This is a genomic window from Pseudomonas sp. (genome assembly GCF_049645325.1).
Classification (GTDB): Bacteria; Pseudomonadota; Gammaproteobacteria; order Pseudomonadales; family Pseudomonadaceae; genus Aquipseudomonas.
This window is the reverse complement of the sequence record NZ_JBARTQ010000112.1, coordinates 52915-59432: the sequence shown is the minus strand read 5'-3', so window position 1 is coordinate 59432 and position 6518 is coordinate 52915. Positions and strand designations below refer to the sequence as shown.

Below are 6518 nucleotides of genomic sequence, written 5' to 3'. Positions count from 1 at the left end.
TCCCGAACTCAGCAGTGAAACGATGCATCGCCGATGGTAGTGTGGGGTTTCCCCATGTGAGAGTAGGTCATCGTCAAGATTAAATTCCAGAACCCCTGTTTGCTAACGCGAACAGGGGTTTTGTTTTGGGCGGTCGGAAAGTGTGCAGCGACGGGGCGGAGTGTCCCTAAGCGCTAAAGTCCCGCCATTTCTATGCAATAGCTCTACGCATGGCTATTATGCGTGCCTCATTGTGAGGCGATACTTGCATGCTGACGTTGTTGAAACTTCTGAAAGATGGCCGATTCCATTCGGGAGAGGCGCTGGGCGAGGCCTTGGGCATCAGCCGCAGCGCTGTCTGGAAACAGCTCCAGCATCTTGAGTCCGAGTTGAATTTGCCGATTCATAAAGTTCGTGGCAAGGGATATCAGCTGGCGTCCCCTTTGGTATTCTTGAATGCTCAGGACATCGGGGCTAACGCGACATCCCTGGCATGGCCTATCCATATTTTCGATTCTATCGACTCTACCAACGCTGAAGCCTTGCGCCTTGTAGGGGCTGGATGCGCTGCGCCGTTTCTGGTGCTGGCGGAGCAGCAAACGGCTGGAAGGGGAAGGCGGGGCCGTAAGTGGGTCAGCCCCTTTGCTCAGAATGTGTATTACAGCCTTGTGTTACGCATTGAGGGTGGCCTGCGGCAATTGGAAGGACTTAGTCTCGTAGTGGGTCTTGCGGTTATGCAGGCCTTGCGCGGGGTAGGGGTGCAAGATGCTGCTTTGAAATGGCCCAATGACGTCCTGGTAGGTCCAAAAAAAATTGCCGGTATATTGCTGGAGCTGGTGGGGGACCCCGCTGATATCTGTCACGTTGTCCTGGGAATAGGTATTAACGTGAATATGCAGAAAGCGGATGAAGTTGATCAGCAATGGACCTCGGTAGGGCTGGAAAAAGGCTCATCGATCGATCGAAACTATTTGGTTGCTGAGCTGAGTCTGCAACTGCAGGACTATCTGGATCGACATAAGGCCTCTGGGTTCGCCGCACTCCAGGAGGAGTGGGAGCGGCATCACGCGTGGCAGGGGAGAGCTGTGTCCTTGATCGCGGGCGTGAACCAGATTGATGGGGTGGTGCTGGGTGTCGATCGTCAAGGTGCGTTACGTTTGCGCGTAGACGGTGCAGAGAGAACATACAGCGGTGGTGAGCTAAGCCTGAGGTTGCGTGATGATTCTTGAGCTCGACTGTGGGAATAGCTTTATCAAATGGCGCGTACTTGAGTCGAATAAGGCAGGTGCTTCTGTAGAGGGCGTGGTTGGTTCTGATGTCGCACTGATCGAGAGCCTGAACGCCATTCCCAGCTTGTTGTTGACCCGTTGCCGGCTGGTGAGTGTTCGCGCTTCCGAGGAGACCGATAAGCTAGTCAGGGCGCTGGAGACTGCTTTTGGTGTTGCTGTGTCGTGTGCCACCTCTTCGCGGGAGATGGCGGGCGTGCGTAATGGCTACGAAGAGTTCGAGCGTCTTGGGCTCGACCGTTGGTTGGCAATGCTTGGGGGATTCAAGCTGGCGCCAGGTGCTTGCCTGGTGCTGGACTTTGGTACCGCGGCGACTGCGGATTTTATTGCTGCCGATGGCGAGCATATCGGCGGCTTCATCTGTCCAGGTATGCCCCTGATGCGCAGCCAGTTGCGCACGCACACGCGTAAGATCCGCTATGACGATGCTGCGGCTGAGCAAGCTGTTGAGCGACTATCGCCAGGCCGTACGACCGTTGAGGCTGTTGAGCGTGGTTGTACGCTGATGCTAAGGGGATTTGTGCTCACGCAGCTCGAGTTGGCGCGAAGTTATTGGGGGGATGACTTCACCGTCTTCCTGACCGGCGGAGATGCTGACCTGGTTTCGGATGCTGTGCCGCAGGCTCGGTTTGTTCCGGATCTTGTTTTTGTAGGTCTGGCAATGGCGTGCCCTTTGCCTTGAGGTGTTTATGCGTTGGCTGTTTCTGCTTCTGCTCGTTCTCAATGCTTTCTATTACATCTGGCATCAACAAGATGCTCCGTTGCGGGCCAAGGATGTCACGCCCTTGAGTCTCTATCGGGGCTCTCAGCAGGATATTCGCCTATTGAGCGAGTCTGCTGATTCTGTGGTGCGGCGCGATCGAGCAAAGGCCCCTGATCCTCAAAACACATGCTTATACATAGGTGGCTTTGCGGACCAGTCGCGGGCTCAATCGATGGAGCAGCGTCTTATAAGTCTGGATATCAAGGTCAAGGTTCAGTTGCTGAACACACCGGATGCTTCGGGCTACTGGCTCCGTGTCGCGCCTGAAAGCAGGCGCCTGGCAGATGATCTGCCCTTTGAAAACCTTGCTAAGGAATTCAATGAGTTAAAACATAAAATAATGTTGTGCGAAGGCGTTGCAACTCTCGAATAGTTTGCATAGAATGGCGCCCGCTTCGCAGTGAAGACCTTTACGGTCTGCAGCGTGAAGCGAAGGTCAACGCAGCTAACCTCATATTTTTAAATGAGAAAATGCTTGACAGAAGGTCGGCGTGATGTAAAATGCCGGCTCGCTTAGGAGGGGTTCCCGAGCGGCCAAAGGGATCAGACTGTAAATCTGACGTCTACGACTTCGAAGGTTCGAATCCTTCCCCCTCCACCATTTTTAGCGTGAGCTGCAAGCTCCGCGGGTATAGTTTAGTGGTAGAACCTCAGCCTTCCAAGCTGATGATGCGGGTTCGATTCCCGCTACCCGCTCCAAGTTTGCAGGTTGTGCAAGGTGTTTTGCTCTTGTAGCTCAGTTGGTAGAGCACACCCTTGGTAAGGGTGAGGTCAGCGGTTCAAATCCGCTCAAGAGCTCCATATAACAAGGCAGATATGAAAATATCTGCCTTTGTTTTAACAGCCGCCTCGGCTTGATAGTGATTCACCTGGCTTTGTTGCTGGGTTATTTCAGGTCTCTAGGGGTTGGTTGTTGTAAAGTCTTTTTCAGGCCTGCATAATGGTCGGCCTGATTTTGTTTTAGGTCAGTAGCTCAATTGGCAGAGCGACGGTCTCCAAAACCGTAGGTTGGGGGTTCGATTCCCTCCTGACCTGCCAGATTCACGTGGTGTGTCTGGCTTTCTTTTCACAGGATCTTCATAGATGACTCCTAAGGCTGAAGCTCAAAGCTCTCGTTTCGATCTGGTCAAGTGGCTCGCAGTAGTCGCCTTGGTGGTCGTAGGCGTTGTTGGCAATCAGTACTACTCTGCTTCGCCGATCCTGTACCGTGTACTCGCTTTGCTTGCCCTTGCTGCTGTAGCTGCCTTTGTAGGCCTGCAGACTGCTAAAGGCAAGTCCTTCGCGGTCCTGGTAAAGGAAGCTCGCACCGAAATTCGTAAAGTCGTTTGGCCGACTCGCCAAGAAACCACGCAGACCACGTTGATTGTTGTGGCTGTTGTTCTGGTTATGGCGTTGCTGTTGTGGGGGCTTGATTCCCTGCTCGGCTGGCTTGTTTCCTTGATTGTTGGCTAAGGGTGTCCCGTGGCTAAGCGTTGGTACGTTGTGCATGCTTACTCGGGTTACGAGAAGCATGTTATGCGCTCTTTGCTGGAGCGCGTAAAGCTGGCAGGCATGGAAGATGGCTTCGGCGAAATTCTGGTTCCCACTGAAGAAGTGGTTGAAATGCGGAATGGCCAGAAGCGCAAAAGTGAACGTAAGTTCTTCCCTGGCTACGTGCTGGTTCAGATGGACATGAATGAAGGTACTTGGCACTTGGTCAAGGATACTCCTCGTGTCATGGGTTTCATTGGCGGTACCGCTGATAAGCCTGCTCCGATCACTGACAAAGAGGCAGAAGCCATTCTGCGTCGTGTTGCTGACGGTAGCGACAAGCCTAAGCCGAAGACGTTGTTCGAGCCGGGTGAGGTTGTTCGTGTCACAGACGGTCCGTTTGCTGATTTCAACGGTACTGTCGAAGAAGTTAACTACGAAAAGAGCCGGATCCAAGTGGCGGTGCTCATTTTCGGACGCTCTACTCCGGTAGAGTTGGAGTTCAGTCAGGTCGAAAAGGTCTAGCTGAGCAAGCATCCCAACCCCGCAGCCTAGGCTGTGGGGTTTTGTCGTCACTGGGATAAACGCGCAAGTAACCGGGGAGCCTTTCGAGGCGCTTGAACCCGTAATTGGAGTGCCTCATGGCCAAGAAGATTACCGCTTACATCAAGCTGCAAGTGAAGGCCGCTCAGGCCAATCCAAGTCCACCCGTCGGTCCAGCTTTGGGCCAACACGGTGTGAACATCATGGAATTCTGCAAGGCCTTCAACGCCCGTACTCAGGGTCTTGAGCCAGGTCTGCCGACTCCAGTGATCATCACTGTATACAGTGACCGTAGCTTCACTTTCGAAACCAAGTCGACCCCGGCTTCGGTTTTGCTGAAGAAAGCTGCTGGTCTGACTAGCGGTTCCGCTCGTCCTAACACCGTTAAGGTTGGCACTGTAACTCGTGCTCAGCTGGAAGAAATCGCGAAAACCAAAAACGCGGATCTGACTGCAGCTGATATGGATGCAGCCGTGCGTACCATCGCCGGTTCTGCTCGTAGCATGGGCCTTAACGTGGAGGGTGTGTAATGGCTAAGCTGACCAAGCGCCAAAAGGCTATCGCCGGCAAAATCGAAGCAGGCAAGGCCTACAATTTTGTAGACGCTGCTGCCCTGCTGACCGAGCTGTCGACTGTCAAGTTCAGCGAGTCTGTTGACGTTGCTGTAAACTTGGGTGTTGACCCGCGTAAATCCGACCAGGTCGTTCGTAGCGCTACTGTGCTGCCACACGGTACTGGCAAGACTGTACGTGTTGCTGTCTTCACCCAAGGCCCGGCAGCTGAAGCTGCTCTGGCCGCCGGCGCCGATCGCGTTGGCATGGACGACCTGGCTGCCGAAATGAAAGGCGGCGACCTGAACTATGACGTCGTTATTGCTTCCCCGGATGCAATGCGCGTTGTAGGTCAGTTGGGTCAGATCCTCGGTCCACGTGGCCTGATGCCTAACCCTAAAGTCGGCACGGTAACGCCAGACGTAGCTACCGCGGTTAAAAACGCCAAGGCTGGTCAGGTCCGTTATCGCACCGACAAAAACGGCATCATTCACACCTCCGTTGGCAAAGTCGGCTTCGACGCCGTCAAGCTGAAGGAAAACGTTGAAGCCCTGATCGCTGATCTGAAGCGTATCAAGCCAGCTTCCTCGAAAGGTATCTATGTCAAGCGCGTTACCCTGAGCACCACTATGGGCCCAGGTCTGGTCATCGACCAAGGCTCGCTGGACGTATAAGACACAAGTTGACGCGAGCGATTGCGTCAATTGAAAAAATTGGGGTCCCTGCCTGGCGGGGGCTATCCAAGACCGTAGGCGGCGCAAGTCTTAAACCTCAAGCCTACGCAGATGGTGCTCCCGGTTCCTTACCGAATCAGACACCAAAACGACATCCGGCCTCGGCCAGATGAAACGGTAACAAGCAGGAGTTTAACCCGTGGCAATTAATCTCGAAGACAAGAAGGCCATCGTCGCTGAAGTCAACGAGGCTGCCAAAGCTGCTCTGTCCGCTGTCGTGGCTGATGCCCGTGGTGTGACAGTAAGCGCTATGACCGGACTCCGTAAAGAGGCTCGTGAAGCTGGCGTATACGTACGTGTAGTACGTAACACCCTGCTCAAGCGCGCTGTTGCTGACACTGAATACAGTGTCCTCAACGACGTGTTCACAGGCCCGACCCTGATTGCGTTCTCCAAAGATCACCCGGGCGCTGCTGCTCGTTTGTTCAAGGAATTCGCCAAGGGTCAGGATAAGTTCGAGATCAAGGCAGCTGCGTTCGAGGGCAAGTTCCTCGCAGCTAACCAAATCGACGTACTGGCAACACTGCCGACCCGTAACGAAGCTATTTCTCAGCTGATGAGCGTGATTCAAGGCGCTACCAGCAAGTTGGCTCGTACTCTGGCCGCAGTTCGCGAGCAAAAAGAAGCTGCCGCAGCCTAAGGCTGAGCAACCTCTCTCGCGTTTTTTTGTTTATTTCGATGGCCGCGTAGGCCGTCCCCCAATTCAGGAAATACAGCAATGTCTATCTCCCAAGACGATATCCTCAACGCCGTAGCTGAAATGTCGGTTCTGCAGGTTGTTGAGCTGATCAAAGCTTTCGAAGAAAAATTCGGCGTTTCCGCTGCCGCTGCTTCCGCTGGTCCAGCTGCTGCTGCTGCCGTGGTTGAAGAGCAAACCGAATTCAACGTTATGCTGCTGGAATCCGGCGAGAAAAAAGTAAACGTGATCAAGGCAGTTCGTGAACTGACCGGTCTGGGCCTGAAAGAAGCCAAGGCTGTAGTTGACGCTGCTCCTGGCATGGTTCTGGAAGCAGTGTCGAAAGACGCAGCTGACAAAGCCAAGGCCACTCTGGAAGAAGCAGGCGCTAAAGTCGAGCTGAAGTAAGCATCGACCTTGCGTCTCCAGCCCAAGCGTTAAGCTGAAGGCTGATGGCTGGTGGCTCTTGCCACCGGCCTTTTTCCGTTCTTGGCTGTCGACTCGGTCGCCGCCATT

Annotated in this window: 9 protein-coding genes, 4 tRNA genes and 1 rRNA gene; all 14 read left to right on the top strand. The window is 54.0% G+C overall.

Going from position 1 to position 6518, the window contains the following annotated elements:
- A 5S ribosomal RNA gene (rrf, locus tag WBB95_RS05055) occupies positions 1 to 79 on the top strand; the annotation flags it as partial.
- A gap of 169 nt (positions 80 to 248) precedes the next feature.
- Positions 249 to 1208: a bifunctional biotin--[acetyl-CoA-carboxylase] ligase/biotin operon repressor BirA gene (gene birA / locus WBB95_RS05050; RefSeq protein ID WP_424486558.1), complete on the top strand. Its 960-nt coding sequence runs from the start codon at positions 249 to 251 to the stop codon at positions 1206 to 1208.
- Positions 1198 to 1947, top strand: coding sequence for a pantothenate kinase (locus WBB95_RS05045; protein WP_424486557.1), 750 nt, complete (start codon positions 1198 to 1200; stop codon positions 1945 to 1947). The genes birA and WBB95_RS05045 overlap by 11 nt, the downstream gene beginning before the upstream one ends.
- 7 nt (positions 1948 to 1954) lie before the next feature.
- Positions 1955 to 2401 carry a hypothetical protein gene (locus WBB95_RS05040; protein ID WP_424486556.1) on the top strand — a complete coding sequence of 149 codons (447 nt, stop codon included), beginning with the start codon at positions 1955 to 1957 and terminating at the stop codon, positions 2399 to 2401.
- Positions 2402 to 2544: 143 nt separating this feature from the next.
- Positions 2545 to 2629: transfer RNA gene (locus WBB95_RS05035), tRNA-Tyr, on the top strand.
- Positions 2630 to 2653: 24 nt separating this feature from the next.
- Positions 2654 to 2727: transfer RNA gene (locus tag WBB95_RS05030), tRNA-Gly, on the top strand.
- A gap of 26 nt (positions 2728 to 2753) precedes the next feature.
- A tRNA-Thr gene (locus WBB95_RS05025) sits at positions 2754 to 2829 on the top strand.
- Positions 2830 to 2990: 161 nt separating this feature from the next.
- Positions 2991 to 3066: transfer RNA gene (locus WBB95_RS05020), tRNA-Trp, on the top strand.
- A 45-nt stretch (positions 3067 to 3111) separates the two neighbouring features.
- On the top strand, positions 3112 to 3480 hold the full coding sequence (gene secE, locus WBB95_RS05015; protein WP_003194658.1) for a preprotein translocase subunit SecE: 369 nt from the start codon (positions 3112 to 3114) through the stop codon (positions 3478 to 3480).
- A 9-nt stretch (positions 3481 to 3489) separates the two neighbouring features.
- The gene (gene nusG / locus WBB95_RS05010; protein WP_003176436.1) at positions 3490 to 4023 is read left to right on the top strand and encodes a transcription termination/antitermination protein NusG; all 534 of its coding nucleotides are present in this window, start codon (positions 3490 to 3492) and stop codon (positions 4021 to 4023) included.
- 116 nt (positions 4024 to 4139) lie between these two features.
- Complete coding sequence (rplK, locus tag WBB95_RS05005) at positions 4140 to 4571, top strand: 50S ribosomal protein L11 (protein ID WP_003176435.1); 432 nt, start codon at positions 4140 to 4142, stop codon at positions 4569 to 4571.
- Complete coding sequence (gene rplA / locus WBB95_RS05000; RefSeq protein WP_003232403.1) at positions 4571 to 5266, top strand: 50S ribosomal protein L1; 696 nt, start codon at positions 4571 to 4573, stop codon at positions 5264 to 5266. The genes rplK and rplA overlap by 1 nt, the downstream gene beginning before the upstream one ends.
- Before the next feature lie 199 nt (positions 5267 to 5465).
- Positions 5466 to 5966 (top strand): 50S ribosomal protein L10, encoded by a 501-nt coding sequence (gene rplJ, locus WBB95_RS04995; protein ID WP_032861608.1) that lies wholly within the window; start codon positions 5466 to 5468, stop codon positions 5964 to 5966.
- A 78-nt stretch (positions 5967 to 6044) separates the two neighbouring features.
- On the top strand, positions 6045 to 6410 hold the full coding sequence (gene rplL / locus WBB95_RS04990; protein WP_424486555.1) for a 50S ribosomal protein L7/L12: 366 nt from the start codon (positions 6045 to 6047) through the stop codon (positions 6408 to 6410).
- The last annotated feature ends 108 nt before the right edge of the window (positions 6411 to 6518 follow it).